This is a genomic window from Pseudomonas sp. P129 (assembly GCF_020312195.1).
GTDB lineage: Bacteria > Pseudomonadota > Gammaproteobacteria > Pseudomonadales > Pseudomonadaceae > Aquipseudomonas > Aquipseudomonas fragariae.
Genome location: NZ_JAGPYS010000004.1, coordinates 326,854 through 342,649, shown reverse-complemented (window position 1 = coordinate 342,649; position 15,796 = coordinate 326,854). Strand labels below are relative to the sequence as shown.

Genomic DNA, 15,796 nt, shown 5'->3' with positions numbered 1-15,796 from the left:
GACAGCGCCTGACACGGGATAATACGCCAATATCCCGTGTTAATTAATTCAAAAAATAGCTAATTATTTCAAAATATATAGTATGTAATTACGGAGTACATACCACAGTACGAAATCGTAGGAGAGAGCATGGCCCGCGGCGGTGTAAATAAGGTATTAGTGCAGAAAGCGAGAGCATCGCTGCTGTCCCGAGGCGAAAACCCCAGCATCGATGCGGTACGTATCGAAATGGGTAATACGGGCTCGAAAACCACCATTCACCGCTATCTGAAGGAGCTCGAATCCACACACGCCCCGGCGCCGGATATCAATGACGAATTGAGCGATCTGGTGGCTCATCTTGCCCAGAGGCTTCAGCAGCAGGCGCAAGAGCGTATTGATCAGGCGCACGATCAGCACCAGGCCGAACGCGACACCCTCCAGCGACAACTTGCGGCCACTCAGGAGCAGATCAGCCAGTTGGAAAAACACGTACAGCAACGCGACGAGGCACTGGAACAGCAGGCTGCCGCCCTGCTCCACACGCAACGCACACTGCAGGATGTACAGACAGAACACGCCAGACTGCTTCAGGCCAATCAGGACCTGGAGACTCGCCTGCACGACAAGGACGGGCAGATCCACTCCCTCGAAGAAAAACACCAGCACGCACGCGAGGCGCTGGAGCACTATCGCAACGCGATCAGGGAACAACGCGAGCAGGAGCAGCGACGCCACGAAGGTCAGGTTCAGCAGTTGCAAATGGAACTGCGACAGGCACAACAAGGCCTTGCCATGCACCAGGAAAACATCACACAGCTCAATCGAGACAACGAAAGACTGCTGGCTGAAAATCGCAACACCCTGCGCGAACTGCACAGCCAGACCGACCAGCTGAAGCAGGCCAACACACAGAATGCTGCCTTCGCAGAACAACAGCAGCACGCCCGCACCCAATGCGCCCTGCTGGAAGAACGGTTACGCGGCGCGCAGGACGAAAACGCCGCGCTCAAACAAGGCATGACCGATGCGCAGCAACAGAGCCGCATGCTGGAACTGTTGCTGACCAAGAAGGAAGCAGCACTGGAGAACCTGCAGATCAGGCTCGATCAGCCGGACAAGCCTAAAGCCACCGGAAAGAAGCCATCGAACAAGCCATGACCAGAAGCTTCAGGCAACCGCAGCCTTGCCGCATGGCAGCTGCAAATGAACCCGGGTGCCCTGACCTTCAGTGCTTTCTATATGCACGTGCCCGCCACTCTGCCGGGTAAAGCCGTAGACCATCGACAAACCCAGCCCGGTTCCCTGACCTACCGGTTTGGTGGTGAAAAACGGGTCGAACACCTGGTCGATAACGTCCTGAGCAATGCCACAGCCGTTATCTTCAACACTGAGCTGTATGTAGTCGCCAGGCAGCAAACCCTCTTTTTGCGCCGCCAGTGTTAACGAGCGACTGCGCACGCACAGCCTCCCTCCGACAGGCACAGCATCGCGAGCGTTGATGACCAGATTCAACAAGGCATTTTCCAGCTGGTGCTCATCGGTGCGCACCGCGCTCAACCCCTCCTCCAGCTCGATCTCCAGATGCGCATGAGCGCCGACCGTGCCTCGCAACAGCTCCTCCATGGAGCGGACCATGCAATTGACGTCCACTACAGTGACGTTGAGCGACTGCCGGCGGGCAAATGTCAGCAGCCTGCGGGTCAGCGCGGCAGCACGGTTCGCCGAGCTCGCTGCCGCATCCAGGTAGCGCGCGACCTCACCGATCCGCCCGGCCGCTACACGCAGCCTGATCATGTCCAGTGCGCCAATCACGCCGGAAAGTACATTGTTGAAGTCATGGGCGATGCCCCCGGTCAACTGACCGATCGCATCCATCTTCTGCGCATGACGCAAGGCCTCCTCAGCCATCGCCCGCTCGGCAATTTCGGCCTGCAGCAACTTATTGGCGGTTTCCAGCTCACGCGTACGCTCGGCGACGCGTAACTCAAGACTCTCGTTGAGTTCGCGCAACGCCTCTTCTGCATTGACCTGAGCGGTGATATCGGTGTGAGTACCCAGCCAGTGGGTGATGTGGCCCCGCGCATCGCGCAGGGGTAACGCGCGCGACAGGAACCAGTTGAACGCACCGTCCTTGCCACGGATCGGGAAGGTATCTTCCCAGATCGAACCGGTGGAAAAGCAGTATTGCAAACGCGCCATCACCCGCTCGCGATGCTCAGGATGCAGAACCGAGCGCCAGCCCAAGGCCGTCATGGCCTCAAGCGAGGCACCGGTGTAGGCATACCAACGCTCGTTGTACCAGTGGACCTGCCCTCGGGGGCTGGCAGTCCAGGCCAATTGGCTCATGTTGTCAGCCAATGTCCTGAACTGACGCTCGCTTTCACGCAAGGCGTCGATGTACTGCGCGACTTCGCGATCCTGCTCAGCCGAATGCAATGGCATTCTGGCCGGTGGTTGTTCTCTATTCACGTCGGGATCCATCCTCTTCAAGCCTTTACCCCGGAGCTCTTCCTGAACTCCGGGCGCTGCGTGACTTAACGTTTGACAGGCGTGCGCATGGTGACGAACTCTTCTGCTGCGGTCGGGTGCACCCCGATAGTATCGTCGAATACCTGCTTGGTCGCGCCAGCCTTGATGGCAATGGCCAGGCTCTGGACGATTTCGCCAGCATCCGGCCCCACCATATGGCAGCCCAGCACGCGGTCGGTTTTCGCATCGACGACCAGCTTCATCAATGTGCGCTCCTGATCATCGGTCAGGGTCAGCTTCATTGGCCTGAAACGGCTCTCGAAAATCTGCACATCGTGACCGGCCTTGATTGCATCTTCTTCGGTCAGACCGACCGTACCGATGTTCGGCAGACTGAAAACCGCCGTCGGGATGTGATTGTAGTCTACCGGGCGATACTGCTCGGGCTTGAACAGTCGACGCGCGACCGCCATGCCTTCAGCCAGCGCGACCGGGGTCAGCTGCACACCTCCGATGACGTCGCCGATGGCCAGAATGGAAGGCTCGCTGCTCTGGTAATGCTCATCGACCTTGATGTAACCGTGCTCGTCCAGCTTGACGTCGACACTGTCCAGACCGAGGTTGTCGAGCATCGGCCGACGCCCTGTTGCGTAGAACACGCAATCGGTTTCGAGTGTGCCGCCGCCTTTCATGGACAACAGCAGACTGCCGTCGGCCTGCTTGTCGATGCGCTCGATATCGCTGTTGAAGCGAATCGTCATGTCACGCTTGAGCAGCTCTTCGTGGAGATGGGTACGAACACCGCCATCAAAACCACGCAGAAACAGTTCGCGGCGGTAGACCAGCGTGGTATCGGCGCCCAGGCCATTGAAGATCGAAGCGAACTCCACGGCAATGTAGCCACCACCCACGACCACCACGCGCTTTGGCAGCGTCTTGAGGTAAAACGCCTCGTTGGACGTAATGGCATGCTCGCGTCCCGGCACATCAGGCACCTGCGGCCAGCCACCGGTGGCGATCAGAATGCGCTCGACGCTGTAGGTCTGACCGTTGATTTCGACCTGCTGCGGCCCGACGATCTTTGCGTGGCCTTCAAGCAGAGTAACGCCGCTGTCGACCAGCAATTTACGATAGATGCCGTTGAGGCGGGTGATCTCACTGTCCTTGTTGGCAATCAGCGTGGACCAGTCAAAACTGGCCTCGCCCAATGACCAGCCAAATCCTTTGGCGTGGTCGAAATCCTCGGAAAAATGCGCTCCGTACACCAGCAACTTCTTGGGAACGCACCCCACGTTGACGCAGGTTCCACCTAGATAACGGCTTTCGGCCACGGCTACCCGCGCACCAAAACCGGCAGCAAAACGTGCTGCCCTGACACCGCCCGAACCGGCGCCAATTACAAACAGATCAAAATCGAAGGCCATTGCTATCTCCTGGGCAGAGTTACAGCATAACCGCACGGCGGCTATTCAGAAATGAAAAAGCCACCCGGAGGTGGCGTTTTCACAGCATCGTCATTCAGGTATCAATGAGCTTTGCCGGTCTTGTAGAAGTGCTCGAAGCAGAAGTTGGTAGCCTGGATGTAACCCTCAGCACCACCGCAGTCGAAACGCTCACCCTTGAACTTGTACGCAAGCACATTGCCTTCGGCAGCCTGCTTCATCAAGGCGTCGGTGATCTGGATTTCACCGCCCTTGCCCGGCTCGGTCTGCTCGATTTTCTCGAAGATGTCCGGAGTCAGGATGTAGCGGCCGATGATCGCCAGGTTGGACGGCGCATCTTCAGGCTTCGGCTTTTCAACCATGTTGGTCACGCGGAACAGGCCTGGCTTGATCTCTTCGCCAGCGATCACGCCATACTTGTTGGTTTCCTGCGGATCGACTTCCTGGATGGCGATGATCGAGCAGCCATAATGCTTGTGCAGCTTGACCATCTGCGCCAGCACGCCATCACCCTCAGGGTTGACGCACAGGTCATCCGCCAGAACCACGGCGAACGCTTCGTTGCCGATCAGCGGGCGACCGCTGAGAATCGCATGGCCCAGGCCCTTCATTTCGGTCTGACGGGTGTACGAGAAGCTGCATTCGTCGATCAGCTTTCGAATACCGACCAGGTACTTTTCCTTGTCAGTACCCTTGATCTGGTGCTCGAGCTCGTAGCTGATGTCGAAGTGGTCTTCAAGAGCGCGCTTGCCACGACCGGTCACGATGGAAATTTCGGTCAGGCCTGCAGCGAGGGCTTCCTCAACACCGTATTGGATCAGTGGCTTGTTGACCACCGGCAGCATTTCCTTGGGCATGGCCTTGGTCGCTGGCAGGAAGCGAGTGCCGTAACCGGCTGCTGGGAACAAGCATTTCTTGATCATAAAAGTCCTTGGTAAGGGCTGTTGGTGTTAACGGCGCAGTCTAATGATGAGGCAGTCACCTTACAATGCTGCCTTTGGCCGTCCGATGCCATGATAGAGGAATACTCGTACAGATAGTTCCGCACTTTCTGGATATTGCCTGTACATAAATGCAGCGCAGAACACCATTAAACGACCCTCAGGGCCAGCACAGCAGGCTCGGAATGCCTTTCCGGACAGCTGCAGCATTTACATCAGGCTTCGTGAATGGCAAGGCGGCGACAAGCGGGAGGCAGGCAGTTTATGATGCAAAACATGGCGGAACGATGGCACCTATTACCAGTCCAACGCTCGCATTTGTTAATTCCCTGGCCTTATCTCGAAGCGAAAAACATGATCAGAATTTTGTCCATTATTGCTGTGCTGGGCCTTACCGGCTGCGCAACCGCCTCCAACACCTACCTGAAAAACGGCAAACAGGGCTTGAGCATCGACTGCTCCGGCGAGGCGATGTCCTGGGCAAGCTGCTACGAAAAAGCGGATGCGTCCTGCGCAGGCACAGGCTATGAAATTGTTGGCACAGATGGCACCCCACAGCCTGCCGAAAGCGACAAGACGCTGGGCGTGGACGTTGGCAACTACAAAAGCCGCAGCGTGCTGGTGGTCTGCAAGTAATCAGGTCTGCCGCCCTGCCCACCGCGGACAGGGCCAGCTGACCAAGCCTGACCGATTAGCCTGAAATGCACGCTTCGGCAGCGTTCTGCACATCCCTGAAACGGATGGGCACATTGGCAAGTCGTTCGTAGACCTTGATCGTACTTCCGCCCGAGCGGCTCTCGATATCCACTACTGCTGCGGGTGACTTGCTGAGTTTCTGCGCGACGATGACCCGCAGGCCGTCATGGCGAGGCTCGATCAGAGGCGGCTTGCGACTGCTGCTGATCTTGCCAGCGAAGCAATCGGCGTATTCCTGAGGATTCTTGCCCGACATCACGTTCATGGTGGGGGGTGTATGCTCAATGTCGTTCACTGTGGCACAGCCAGTGATTGCCAGAGCCAGGACTACTACAGCAGCCAGTTTCATACAAAGCCTCCAAATAAAGGTCCTACGACAAGCCTCAACGCAATTAAATCCCGACTGAGGCATTTTTTCCCGGAAACACGGCAAATTAATACTCACCGACGTCAAATTGCGGGCGTCGCATGCTATCGTTTTGATTTTTCAGAAAAACCCCCATTTCGGAGCCCGTCATGAAATTCGTACACCAGCGTGAGCATCTCAACGAGGACGATCTTGTCGTCATCGAGTGCTCTCAGACCTGCAATATTCGCCTGATGAACGATGCGAATTTTCGCAGTTTCAAAAATGGTGGTCGGCACACCTATCATGGCGGTGCGTTTGACAGATTTCCGGCCAAGATCGCCGCGCCAAGCACCGGTTTCTGGAACATCACCATCGATACCGCAGGGCGCAAGGCAGATACCAATGCCGGACGCAAACTGCCCTTTACTCACAAGATCAAGATCGTCCGGCGCTCGACCTCTCGCCTGGGATGATGCAAGGAGTCACCGTGAACAATCCAGCCCCGCGCACGACCAAATTTGCCGTCAGCTACAAGCTCAATGGCGAACGCCGCTTCGAATTCGCCCAACTGCAATCGGCATCCACCGAAGAAGCCGAGGCCGCCTTGAAGAAGATGCACGGCGAGAGCAACGACCTTATTACCGAGGTCAAGGTCAGCAAGGCTCTCTGATACTTACCGGAGCTCGATCCGATCATGCAACGCAAAGGTGACACTCCCGCCACGCTGGACCTGTTCGCAGGCCAGACGGCCCAGCCTCGCAGCGATGAGCGGATCGGGCCCGGGTCATGGCTGTTCAGAGGCTTTGCACTGACCGCCATGCCGCAACTGCTGTCCGCCCTTGAACAAACACTGGGCCTCTCCCCGTTCCGGCATATGCAGACTCCCAGCGGTCTGAGCATGTCTGCAGCACTGAGCAGTTGCGGACAACTGGGCTGGATAACCGACCGTCACGGTTACCGGTACAGCGCAACCGACCCACAAACAGGACAGGCCTGGCCGACGATGCCGGACGTATTCATGCAGCTGGCGCAGGATGCCGCACTGGCAGCCTGCTATGCCGGGTTCGTGCCTGACGCCTGCCTGATCAATCGCTATATTCCGGGCGCCAAGATGTCCCTGCATCAGGACCGAGACGAATACGACCATCGCTGGCCAGTGGTCTCCGTATCACTGGGCATACCGGCCATCTTTCAGTTCGGTGGCCTGCTGCGCAGCGACAAGACTCAACGCATCTCCCTGTTTCATGGCGACGTAGTGGTCTGGGGTGGCGAGGACAGGTTGCGTTTCCACGGCATTTTGCCCATCAAGCAGGCCGAGCATCCGCAGCTGGGTGAGCAACGGATCAACCTGACCTTCCGCAAGGCTGGCCGCGACAGCTGATCAGGCCTCTTCAAGCACACCGGAAGTACGGGCCAGCGCCGGGCATACTGCCCGGTGCAGGTTCAGTGCAGTATTGATGATGCCGATGTGACTGAACGCCTGAGGGAAATTGCCCAGCATGCGCCCACCCTTCGGATCGTACTGCTCGGCCAGCAGGCCAACGTCATTGCACAAACCGCACAACCGTTCGAACAGCTGCGCGGCATCATCAGCCCGGCCGAGCAAGACATAGGCATCGGCCAGCCAGAACGAACAGACCAGAAACGTCCCTTCACGACCGGCAACACCATCGACACTGCGCTCGTTGTCGTAACGCAACAGCAGACCATCCTGCATCAGCGTGCGCTCGATCTGTGCGACGGTTCCGATAACGCGAGGGTCTTCCGGCGCGAGAAAACCGGTCAGCACAATCTGCAGCAGGCTGGCATCTACCTCTGTCGAGCCATAGGTCTGCACGAAGCTGCCAAGCTCGGCATCGAAACCGTTACGACAGACATCGGCATGAATTTCGTCCGCCACTTTCCGGTAATGCGTTGCCAGCGCACGATCCTCATCGTTCTCGGCAGCCTGGGCGATCTGCGTAGCGTTACGGTCAAAAGCCACCCAGGCCATGACTTTCGAATGCGTAAAGTGGCGCGGCTCGGAGCGTATCTCCCAGATGCCCGCATCCGGCAGGTGCCAGATCTTTTCCAGATAAGGCATGACCACCTTGGAAATCGCCACGCTGCGCGGATGCTGCGCCATACCGCCGCGCAGCGCCTGGATCATCGCATCGGCCACTTCGCCATAGACATCCAGTTGAACCTGCGTCGCCGCACCATTGCCGACACGCACCGGCAGCGAGTGTTCGTAGCCACTCAGCCAGGGCAACTCGTATTCCTGCAGACGCCGCTCGCCGCCTACGCCGTACATGATCTGGATCTGTTCCGGGTTACCGGCAACCGAGCGCAGCAACCAGTCCCGCCAGGCCTGAGCTTCCTCGAAATAGCCCAGATTCATGAACGCCAGAAGGGTCATGGTGGCGTCGCGCAACCAGCAATAGCGGTAATCCCAATTGCGCTCGCCACCCAACTGTTCGGGCAATGAGGTGGTCACGGCCGCAACGATGCCGCCAGTAGGCGCATAGGTCATGGCTTTCAGCGTAATCAGCGAGCGCTTTACCTGCGCCGTCCACGGCCCGACGTCAGGGCAGCGATCAGAAAACTCGCGCCAATAGGCTGCGGTGGTTTCCAAGGCCTGGTCGGCATCGATCTGATCGAGCAAGGGCGCAAAGGATGCCTGATAGGCCAGCGTGAAGACCTTGCGCTCGCCTTCATCGACGTGAAAACGGCTGGCCGTGTGATGATCCTGTGGGTGCAGGGCCACGGGGCTGCGCAAAACCAGCATTTCCGGCCCGGCGACTGCTGTCAGCGTATGAGCATCCTTGCGCTCGACCCAGGGCACGCTGCTGCCATAATCGAAACGGATGGCGAGATCCACAGCGAATTCGACCCGACCGGACAGCCCGACCACCATGCGCACCACGTGGCCGGAGGTCTTCATGGGCATGAAATCGATCAGCATGGCGCGACCGTCACGGGTTTCGAAAACCGTTTCGAGAATCAGCGTGCCGTCGCGATAACGACGCTCGACAGCGATAACCTCGGCGGTTGGCGCGATCTTCCAGCGGCCGTGCTCATCACCGCCCAGCAGCGCGGCGAAACAGGCCGTCGAGTCGAAGCGGGGGAAACACAACCAGTCCAGCGAACCATCACGGGCGACCAGCGCCGCCGTCTCGCAGTTGCCCAGCAATGCGTAGTCTTCGATCAGTGCAGCCATTCAGAAATGCCCGTCGTGATGATGATTCGTTAACGTGGGAACACCGTTCGGTCAGGCGCTCAGAATGTAACGCTCGATGGCGTTGGCCACTCCGTCCTGCTCATTGCTATCAGTAACATGATCAGCCTGTCCCTTGACTGTCTGCTCGCCCTGCCCCATCGCAATTGACAAGCCTGCCTTGTGGAACATCGCCACGTCGTTACCGCCGTCGCCTATGGCCGCCGTACGCGACAGGTCGACGCCCAGATAGTCCGCCAGCGCGACCAGAGCGGAACCCTTGTTGGCCTCCAGCGCAGTCACATCCAGGTAGTATTTTTGCGAACGGGCCGCCAGCGCGAGCCCTTCGATCTGCGGATTGAGCTGCGCCTCAAGGGTCTTGAGCAACTCGAAATCGGCGCTGGCCGCGACGATCTTGTCGACGCGATCCAGATACGGCTCGAAACTCTCGACCTGAACATAGCCATAGCCCAGTGCACGGAGCTCATGATCGACGTAATCGGCGTGAGGATCGAGCAGCAGCCACTGATCATCGGCAAACACCCAGATGGCAACGTTCTGCCCGGCAAACAACTCCAGACAAATGCGAACGGCGCGCGGGTCAATGCGATGAGCAACCAGCAGGCTGCCATCAGGATGGGTGATGGTGCCGCCATTGAACGCCACGGTGGGCAGATCCACGCTCAACGCTTCGATTACCTGGCGCATGGCCCTGGGCGGCCGACTGCTGGCCAGCGTGAAGTGAACGCCGGCATTACGCAGGCGCTTGACGGCGTCGATATTGGCTTGGCTAAGGCTGTGATCACGGCGCAGTAACGTGCCGTCGATGTCGGACAACAGGAACTGTACAGGCAGTTCAGACATTCAATTCTCTCCATTCCCGACCGTCACGACTCAGCAGCTCTTCACCCGCTTGCGGGCCATCCTTGCCAGCCTCGTAAAGCTGCACTTGCGGCTGCGCGGCCCAGGCATCGAGGAACGGCTGCACGGCACGCCAGCCGTTCTCGATGTTGTCGGCACGCTGGAAGAGCGTCTGATCACCGGTCAGGCAGTCATAAATGAGGGTTTCGTACCCGGTAGAGGGCTGCATCTCGAAGAAATCCTTGTAGGCGAAGCCCAACGCGATATCTTCCATCTCCAGTTTCGGGCCTGGACGCTTGGCAAACAGGTCGAACCACATGCCTTCGTTAGGCTGGATCTGGATCCGCAGGTAGTTGGGCTTGAGCCGGTCGACCTCGGTATCGCGGAACTGCGCGTACGGAGCAGGCTTGAAGCAAATGGCGATTTCGGTGCTGCGTGCGCTCATACGCTTGCCGGTGCGCAGGTAGAACGGCACACCCACCCAGCGCCAGTTGTCGACCATGACCTTCAGTGCAACGTAGGTCTCGGTGCTGCTGTCCGGCTCCACGCGATCTTCCTGACGATAACCGACGACCTGCCTGTCGCCCATCACGCCCTTCGCGTACTGGCCACGCACCGAATTGGCCAGGGCTTCCTCCTGGCTCCAGGGCCGGATCGCGCCGACCACCTTGGCTTTCTCACCGCGAACGGCATCGGCACCGAAAGCGGCAGGCGGCTCCATCGCCACCATCGCCAGCAGCTGGAACAGGTGATTGGGCACCATGTCACGCAAGGCACCGGTGTGCTCGTAAAAGCTGCCACGGGTTTCAACGCCTACGGTTTCCGCCGCCGTGATCTGTACGTGATCGATGTAGTGATTGTTCCAGAACGACTCGAACAGGCCATTGGAGAAACGGCTGACCAGAATGTTCTGCACCGTCTCCTTGCCCAGGTAATGGTCGATCCGGTAAATCTGCTTCTCGCTCATGACCTTGAGCAGGCAGCCATTGAGCTCGACCGCACTGGCCAGATCGGAGCCGAACGGCTTTTCGATCACGACACGACGAAACGCGTCTTCGGTTTCCTGCAGCAAACCTGACGAGCCCAGGCGCTGGGCGACCTCACTGAAAAACCGCGGCGCGGTGGCCAGATAGAACACCGCGTTCGCGGTGCCGGTGCTCTCGATCTTGCTGGCGATGTCCTGATAGGTGGAATCGTCGAGGAAGTCGCCCTGCACGTAACTGATGCGCTCGGCCAGCTTGCTCCACAACGCAGGATCGAGCGGATCCTTGCCGCCGCCGGCAACCTTGCCGGCGGCTTCATCACGAATGAAGTTCTCGAGCTTTTTCGCAAAATCGGCATCGCTGATCGCATTGTGATCGACGCCGACAATATGCAGCCCTTCATCCACCAGACCGTCGCGTGACAGGTTGTAAAGCGCCGGCATCAACAGGCGCTTGACCAGGTCGCCATGGGCACCGAACAGAAACAGCGTCGTGGGTGGGGCTACCTCGGTTTTTTGCTCGGCACTGCCACGCGACAGGCCCATTACTTGGGTTCCTTGTGGCCACCAAATCCAAAGCGCATGGCGGACAGCATCTTGTCTGCGTACGAGCTTGTCTGGCGGGAACGGAAACGCGCAAACAGGGCGCTGGACAGCACAGGAACCGGAACCGCCTGCTCGATGGCCGCTTCGATGGTCCAGCGACCCTCACCGCTGTCGGCAACCGAACCGGAGAATGCATCCAGGTGAGGGTCGGTGGCCAGGGCGTCGGCGGTCAGGTCCAGCAGCCAGGACGACACCACACTGCCACGACGCCAGACTTCGGCAATATCCGCCGTGTTCAGGTCGAAACGCTGCTCAGGCGGCAGGAGTTCGGAGTTTTTCTGCTTGAGAAGATCGAAGCCTTCGGCGAACGCCTGCATCATTCCGTATTCGATGCCGTTGTGGATCATCTTCACGAAATGCCCGGAACCCGCAGGGCCGGAGTGGATATAGCCACGTTCGGCGCGATCATCGGTCGAGGTGCGGTCACGGGTGCGCTCGATCGAGCCAAGACCCGGAGCCAATGTCGCGAACAGCGGATCGAGGCGCTCGACAACGGCGGCCTCGCCTCCGATCATCATGCAGTAGCCACGTTCGAGACCCCAGACGCCGCCTGATGTGCCGACATCGACGTAATGCAGGCCCTTTTCAGTCAATTCCTGAGCGCGCCGGATGTCGTCCTTGTAGAAGGTATTCCCGCCATCGATGATCACGTCATCGGCGTCGAGCAACTGGCTGAGGGTCTGAATGGTGTCTTCGGTCGGCGCACCGGCCGGGAGCATTACCCAGACAGCACGGGGCTTGGAGAGCGTGCTGACCAGTTCCTTCAGATCTGCGACCGCAGTCGAACCGTCATTGGCCAGGGCGTTGCGCGATGCCTCATCACGGTCGTACACCACAGTCGTATGACCATTCAGCATCAGACGGCGTGCGATGTTGCCGCCCATACGGCCCAGTCCAATAATCCCAAGTTGCATGAAGGTGCTCCTTAAATCGTAAAAAGGTGCCTCGTTTGCCGTCCAGCGCATCGACGGTTGCGAGCATGCTGATTAGTCAAGCGAGGCGGAACGTCGGTTCCCTTGGAGAAGATGAAGACGCGAGCGCCCCCCTGTGGTGCATTTTGTCGCGATTAATAAACATTCGCGACAATTAAAAATAAAAAAGTTCCAAAATCATGCAAAAGAAATCAAAATCGATGCCGATAGAGAGGGTAAGCAGCGGCGGTCAGGGATTGAAAGTCATTGCCACGGACCTCTCTGAGGTTGAATCCGCCATTTGCGAGGTGAGCAATGGGCACTGTACTACCAGCACTTGCACCACAAACCCTGTACGTCACTATCCGTCGTGATGAACTGCGCACATTAAAAGAAGAGCGCGAGCAGTTGCAGAAAAAAGTGGCTCATTTGAGCTCGATGCTGCAGCAATCGCAGTTATCCGCCCCCGGCAAGATGCTTCAAGCCTGACCGCAACTGTATCATTCTTCAAAACGCCTCAGGGCAAGTCCGATAATCCGGCTTGCCCACCTGACCTGCCCTTCTGTTGGTCCCCGCCATCTGTTCCGTCTTCCGACCCGTTCGGCCTGCACCTGAACGATCAAAAAAGCCACCCTGGCGACTCGGCTCTCTACAGTGCCTTCTGCCAGAACATGGCACGCCCCGTTTCAGGGCTCAACTGATAGTTGTCGAAACCGAGCTTTCTGTACGCACCCTGTGCGACCTCATTGCCTTCCAGAACCTCAAGCGTCAGCTTGCAGCAGCCACGCTGGCGTGCAATCTCCTCGACCTTGAGCAACATTTTCTGGCTGATACCGAGGCCACGGTATTGCGAGAGCACCGCGACGTCATGAATGTTGACCAGTGGACGACACGCAAAGGTTGAAAACCCCTCGAAGCAGTTGACCAGCCCCACCGGCTCTCCCGAAATGAATGCCAGAACGCTGAACGCATACGGACGCTTCGCGAGTTCGATTGCCAACTGCTGACGGGTGTCGTTCGACAGAGGCCGTCCTGCACCCATGGCATCCATCGAATACTCGTTCAAAACGAACCCGATCGCATCCGCGTGCACAGGATTGGTGTAACTCGCTTGCAGTACCAGTACCTCGGGGGCTTCCATTTCCATCCTCGTCAATTCGATCAGAGTGATTCAGTGAAATCAGTCAAAGGGTAATGCCTCAGGCCAGCGTCAAGGCCGGGACTTGTGGCCTGATTCTATCCTGCCCTGCGCCAAAATGTTCCAGCGAAGATGTAGGGATTTTCTCGTCGCGCCCGAAGATTGACCGCTACACGCCCCGGGAAAAGGCATTCTGCACCGTTGCTGCCCATCACAGCCCGACACCAGCGCTATTTAGTGATGAAAACCAAGCGCCTGGGCGCGATTGTCCAACGATCCGACGGCCGGTAACGCCCCCTCGGGACGTAGAAAAAAGCGGTAAAAAAGCGCAGCGACAGCCGGGCTGCCACCTGCAGCCTGCCACCACACGGGGCGTCGAAGCCTGTGCCAGACATTCGCAAATAAAAAAGTCGAAACTTCTCCAAAACCGCCGGGTCAGCTGATTAGAGCATCTATGCTATTGGCTGACATCCGGTAATGGCGACATCACACCGCTTTGTCACTATGCATGGTCCAAACGGGTATCGATCTTGCGTAGTGCACGTATGTGTACCCGGCCATAGGAAATGGCCAATAAAAATCAAGTGATGCACCAAGACTGTTTTAAGGGGAAAAATTGATGATTAGCGCCGCTGTGAAAACCCAGAAGGGAGAGAGTTTTAACCAGCCTGTCGGCGAGCTGACTCATCTGCCGGTGTTCTCTACCAAGAGCGTTCCTGTGCTGCAAATGCCAACGTCGACTGTCCAGCCTCAGCCGACCATGTCCCAGGTCAACAGACGCAAAGTGTTGTTCGTGACCTCCGAACTGGCCGATCTGGTGAAAACCGGTGGGCTGGGCGATGTGTCTGCCGCACTGCCGCGAGCCATGCGTCACCTGCACGACGTTCGAGTACTGATTCCAGGTTATCCGCAGGTCATTAACAGCGGTAATCCGATCCATATCATCAGCCAGCTGGGCGGGCATGCAGCACTGCCACCTTGCAAGGTCGGTCGCATGGACATGAAAGATGGCCTGGTGATCTACGTGCTGATCTGCCCGGAGCTTTACGAGCGCGAAGGCACCCCTTACGCCGACAGCAACGGTCGCGACTGGTCTGATAACCATATTCGTTTTGCCCGCCTGGGCCTGGCAGCCGCCGAGTTCGCCGCCGGCGAAGTAAAGAGCCAGTGGTGCCCCGAGCTGGTTCACGCCCATGACTGGCCAGCCGGCCTGGCGCCTGCGTACATGCGCTGGCGCGGGCAGTCCACGCCCAGCATCTTCACTGTTCACAACCTAGCCTATCAAGGCACGGTAAGCACAGCCTCGAGCCGTGAGCTGGGTATCCCGGACTCCGCCATTACCCCTGAGGGCATGGAGTTCTACGGCCAGCTGTCGTTCATCAAGGCGGGTATGGCGTTCGCCAGCCACATCACCACCGTCAGCGCCACCTACGCTCGGGAAATCACCACCCCGGAGTTCGGCTGCGGCCTGGAAGGCTTCCTGCAAAGCAAGGCCAACAAGGGCCAGCTCAGCGGCATCCCCAACGGCATTGACGAAAGCTGGGATGCGGCCACCGACGAACACCTGATCTGCCACTTTGCGCCCAACGAATGGACGCGCAAGGAAATCAACGCTGACTATGTGCGTGAGCTGTTCGAACTGGACGCCTCGACCGGGCCGCTATTCGCGGTGGTATCGCGCCTTGTGTATCAGAAAGGTCTTGACCTGACGATCGGCGTCGCCGAGCACATCGTCAACAATGGCGGGCAGATCGCAATCATCGGCCGCGGTGAACCGGAGGAAGAAGAGGCCATGCGCGAGTTGGCTGCCCGCTTCCCCGGACGTGTCGGCGTGCGCATCGGCTTCAACGAAACCGACGCACGACGCATGTTCGCCGGCAGCGATTTCCTGCTGATGCCGTCCCGCTATGAGCCGTGCGGGCTTAGCCAGATGTACGCGCAACGCTTCGGCTCGTTGCCTGTCGCACGCAATACCGGCGGCCTGGCCGATACGATCGAAGACGGTGTCACTGGCTTCCTGTTCAATGAATCGACAGTCGAAAGCTACACCCAGGCACTGGATCGCGCCTTCCAGGTCTTCGCCCATCCGGAGCTGCTCAACGCCATGCGCTGCCGTGCCATGGCGGCTCCCTTCAACTGGCATCAGGCAGTAGAGCCCTACGCAGATCTCTATCGCGACCTGTTGAAGAAAAACGTGAGCGTTTCCAGCAACTACTAGGTTAA

16 protein-coding genes are annotated in these 15,796 nt (G+C 58.3%); 7 read left to right on the top strand and 9 right to left on the bottom strand.

Annotated elements, in window-relative coordinates; all coding sequences use genetic code 11:
- The first annotated feature begins 129 nt into the window (after window positions 1-129).
- Entirely contained in the window at window positions 130-1,140 is a 1,011-nt protein-coding gene (locus KBY02_RS13465) for a DNA-binding protein (RefSeq protein ID WP_225650567.1), read from the top strand.
- Window positions 1,141-1,149: 9 nt separating this feature from the next.
- Here the strand turns inward: KBY02_RS13465 and KBY02_RS13460 are convergent, their stop codons facing one another.
- From KBY02_RS13460 to galU, 3 genes are all read right to left on the bottom strand, one after another.
- Complete coding sequence (locus KBY02_RS13460) at window positions 1,150-2,424, bottom strand: PAS domain-containing sensor histidine kinase (RefSeq protein ID WP_011268130.1); 1,275 nt, start codon at window positions 2,422-2,424, stop codon at window positions 1,150-1,152.
- 92 nt (window positions 2,425-2,516) lie between these two features.
- Window positions 2,517-3,875 carry a glutathione-disulfide reductase gene (gene gorA / locus KBY02_RS13455; RefSeq protein ID WP_054091940.1) on the bottom strand — a complete coding sequence of 453 codons (1,359 nt, stop codon included), beginning with the start codon at window positions 3,873-3,875 and terminating at the stop codon, window positions 2,517-2,519.
- 101 nt (window positions 3,876-3,976) lie between these two features.
- Entirely contained in the window at window positions 3,977-4,816 is an 840-nt protein-coding gene (gene galU, locus KBY02_RS13450; RefSeq protein ID WP_003364457.1) for a UTP--glucose-1-phosphate uridylyltransferase GalU, read from the bottom strand.
- Between the two features lie 372 nt (window positions 4,817-5,188).
- Here galU and KBY02_RS13445 point away from each other — a divergent pair, with 372 nt between their 5' ends.
- Window positions 5,189-5,470 (top strand): hypothetical protein, encoded by a 282-nt coding sequence (locus KBY02_RS13445; RefSeq protein ID WP_003400694.1) that lies wholly within the window; start codon window positions 5,189-5,191, stop codon window positions 5,468-5,470.
- Window positions 5,471-5,525: 55 nt separating this feature from the next.
- On the opposite strand, the gene KBY02_RS13440 is transcribed toward KBY02_RS13445, so the two are convergent.
- Entirely contained in the window at window positions 5,526-5,879 is a 354-nt protein-coding gene (locus tag KBY02_RS13440; RefSeq protein WP_003400692.1) for a hypothetical protein, read from the bottom strand.
- A gap of 167 nt (window positions 5,880-6,046) precedes the next feature.
- Here KBY02_RS13440 and KBY02_RS13435 point away from each other — a divergent pair, with 167 nt between their 5' ends.
- Genes KBY02_RS13435 through alkB form a run of 3 tightly spaced genes read left to right on the top strand, consistent with a single transcriptional unit; the run spans window position 6,047 to window position 7,260 of the window.
- Window positions 6,047-6,352: a DUF1883 domain-containing protein gene (locus tag KBY02_RS13435; RefSeq protein WP_003364463.1), complete on the top strand. Its 306-nt coding sequence runs from the start codon at window positions 6,047-6,049 to the stop codon at window positions 6,350-6,352.
- Window positions 6,353-6,366: 14 nt separating this feature from the next.
- Window positions 6,367-6,549: a hypothetical protein gene (locus tag KBY02_RS13430; protein ID WP_003400691.1), complete on the top strand. Its 183-nt coding sequence runs from the start codon at window positions 6,367-6,369 to the stop codon at window positions 6,547-6,549.
- Window positions 6,550-6,573: 24 nt separating this feature from the next.
- On the top strand, window positions 6,574-7,260 hold the full coding sequence (alkB, locus tag KBY02_RS13425) for a DNA oxidative demethylase AlkB (RefSeq protein WP_116886626.1): 687 nt from the start codon (window positions 6,574-6,576) through the stop codon (window positions 7,258-7,260).
- Here the strand turns inward: alkB and KBY02_RS13420 are convergent, their stop codons facing one another.
- Genes KBY02_RS13420 through gnd form a run of 4 tightly spaced genes read right to left on the bottom strand, consistent with a single transcriptional unit; the run spans window position 7,261 to window position 12,489 of the window.
- Window positions 7,261-9,078 (bottom strand): glycoside hydrolase family 15 protein, encoded by a 1,818-nt coding sequence (locus KBY02_RS13420; RefSeq protein WP_058398242.1) that lies wholly within the window; start codon window positions 9,076-9,078, stop codon window positions 7,261-7,263. It abuts the gene before it with no gap.
- 51 nt (window positions 9,079-9,129) lie between these two features.
- Window positions 9,130-9,939, bottom strand: coding sequence for a Cof-type HAD-IIB family hydrolase (locus KBY02_RS13415; protein ID WP_011268135.1), 810 nt, complete (start codon window positions 9,937-9,939; stop codon window positions 9,130-9,132).
- On the bottom strand, window positions 9,932-11,464 hold the full coding sequence (gene zwf, locus KBY02_RS13410; RefSeq protein ID WP_024641511.1) for a glucose-6-phosphate dehydrogenase: 1,533 nt from the start codon (window positions 11,462-11,464) through the stop codon (window positions 9,932-9,934). The genes KBY02_RS13415 and zwf overlap by 8 nt, the downstream gene beginning before the upstream one ends.
- Window positions 11,464-12,489 carry a phosphogluconate dehydrogenase (NAD(+)-dependent, decarboxylating) gene (gene gnd, locus KBY02_RS13405; RefSeq protein WP_116828385.1) on the bottom strand — a complete coding sequence of 342 codons (1,026 nt, stop codon included), beginning with the start codon at window positions 12,487-12,489 and terminating at the stop codon, window positions 11,464-11,466. Before gnd ends, zwf begins: the two co-directional genes overlap by 1 nt.
- Window positions 12,490-12,750: 261 nt before the next feature.
- On the opposite strand from gnd, the gene KBY02_RS13400 reads away from it, so the two are divergent.
- On the top strand, window positions 12,751-12,924 hold the full coding sequence (locus tag KBY02_RS13400) for a DUF6026 family protein (RefSeq protein WP_003400675.1): 174 nt from the start codon (window positions 12,751-12,753) through the stop codon (window positions 12,922-12,924).
- 160 nt (window positions 12,925-13,084) lie between these two features.
- Here KBY02_RS13400 and KBY02_RS13395 read toward each other — a convergent pair whose 3' ends face one another.
- A complete protein-coding gene (locus KBY02_RS13395; RefSeq protein ID WP_003400653.1) occupies window positions 13,085-13,576 on the bottom strand; it encodes a GNAT family N-acetyltransferase in 492 nt (163 codons plus the stop codon).
- 616 nt (window positions 13,577-14,192) lie between these two features.
- Between KBY02_RS13395 and glgA the strand changes: the two genes are divergently transcribed.
- Entirely contained in the window at window positions 14,193-15,791 is a 1,599-nt protein-coding gene (glgA, locus tag KBY02_RS13390; RefSeq protein ID WP_011268137.1) for a glycogen synthase GlgA, read from the top strand.
- The last annotated feature ends 5 nt before the right edge of the window (window positions 15,792-15,796 follow it).

Excerpts from the sequence above, each read along its gene's own strand:
- KBY02_RS13465 (WP_225650567.1), top strand. The coding sequence starts at position 130 with ATGGCCCGCGGCGGTGTAAATAAGGTATTAGTGCAGAAAGCGAGAGCA.
- KBY02_RS13460 (WP_011268130.1), bottom strand. The coding sequence starts at position 2,424 with ATGCCATTGCATTCGGCTGAGCAGGATCGCGAAGTCGCGCAGTACATC.
- gorA (WP_054091940.1), bottom strand. The coding sequence starts at position 3,875 with ATGGCCTTCGATTTTGATCTGTTTGTAATTGGCGCCGGTTCGGGCGGT.
- galU (WP_003364457.1), bottom strand. The coding sequence starts at position 4,816 with ATGATCAAGAAATGCTTGTTCCCAGCAGCCGGTTACGGCACTCGCTTC.
- KBY02_RS13445 (WP_003400694.1), top strand. The coding sequence starts at position 5,189 with ATGATCAGAATTTTGTCCATTATTGCTGTGCTGGGCCTTACCGGCTGC.
- KBY02_RS13440 (WP_003400692.1), bottom strand. The coding sequence starts at position 5,879 with ATGAAACTGGCTGCTGTAGTAGTCCTGGCTCTGGCAATCACTGGCTGT.
- KBY02_RS13435 (WP_003364463.1), top strand. The coding sequence starts at position 6,047 with ATGAAATTCGTACACCAGCGTGAGCATCTCAACGAGGACGATCTTGTC.
- alkB (WP_116886626.1), top strand. The coding sequence starts at position 6,574 with ATGCAACGCAAAGGTGACACTCCCGCCACGCTGGACCTGTTCGCAGGC.
- KBY02_RS13420 (WP_058398242.1), bottom strand. The coding sequence starts at position 9,078 with ATGGCTGCACTGATCGAAGACTACGCATTGCTGGGCAACTGCGAGACG.
- KBY02_RS13415 (WP_011268135.1), bottom strand. The coding sequence starts at position 9,939 with ATGTCTGAACTGCCTGTACAGTTCCTGTTGTCCGACATCGACGGCACG.
- zwf (WP_024641511.1), bottom strand. The coding sequence starts at position 11,464 with ATGGGCCTGTCGCGTGGCAGTGCCGAGCAAAAAACCGAGGTAGCCCCA.
- gnd (WP_116828385.1), bottom strand. The coding sequence starts at position 12,489 with ATGCGCTGGACGGCAAACGAGGCACCTTTTTACGATTTAAGGAGCACC.
- KBY02_RS13400 (WP_003400675.1), top strand. The coding sequence starts at position 12,751 with ATGGGCACTGTACTACCAGCACTTGCACCACAAACCCTGTACGTCACT.
- KBY02_RS13395 (WP_003400653.1), bottom strand. The coding sequence starts at position 13,576 with ATGGAAGCCCCCGAGGTACTGGTACTGCAAGCGAGTTACACCAATCCT.
- glgA (WP_011268137.1), top strand. The coding sequence starts at position 14,193 with ATGATTAGCGCCGCTGTGAAAACCCAGAAGGGAGAGAGTTTTAACCAG.